Raw genomic sequence first — 379 nt, 5'->3', positions numbered from 1 at the left:
TCGATTCTCTCTCGATATTTAGGTGTGATTTCTGGTGTGATTTCTACGAAAAAGCTAATATACCAGTCACCTGCTTGGCGCGTTATAGTGACTTTCTTAACTAGACTGGGTGGTAGAGCCTCAAATGTAGAAACCCAGCCCACAAAAGGCAGCTTATGGCGAGTTCCTGACAGATTGAATGGTTGGCCGCAATTGTCAAGGGTAAAGCTATCATGGTGGCCTTTCTTCTTAAATTTAGGATAACTGCTTATTCCTTTGAAGAAGCGCTTAAAGGCATCCCCTAGATTAATGAAGGCATATTGATAAACTCTAGAAGACAATTCGGACATCCAAGGATATTGAGGTTTCACATAATGAGTAAAAACCTTTTTGATGGAGT

Annotated in this window: 1 pseudogene; it reads right to left on the bottom strand. The window is 40.6% G+C overall.

Annotation, left to right across the window (positions count from 1 at the left end):
• Positions 1 to 379: pseudogene (locus P5683_RS25990) on the bottom strand (RNA-guided endonuclease TnpB family protein); the annotation flags it as partial.

The sequence above is a fragment of the Limnospira sp. PMC 1279.21 genome (assembly GCF_032349615.1).
GTDB classification, from domain to species: Bacteria; Cyanobacteriota; Cyanobacteriia; order Cyanobacteriales; family Microcoleaceae; genus Limnospira; species Limnospira fusiformis.
Note: the sequence above shows the minus strand (reverse complement) of the source record. Positions and strands in the feature narration are given on the sequence as shown.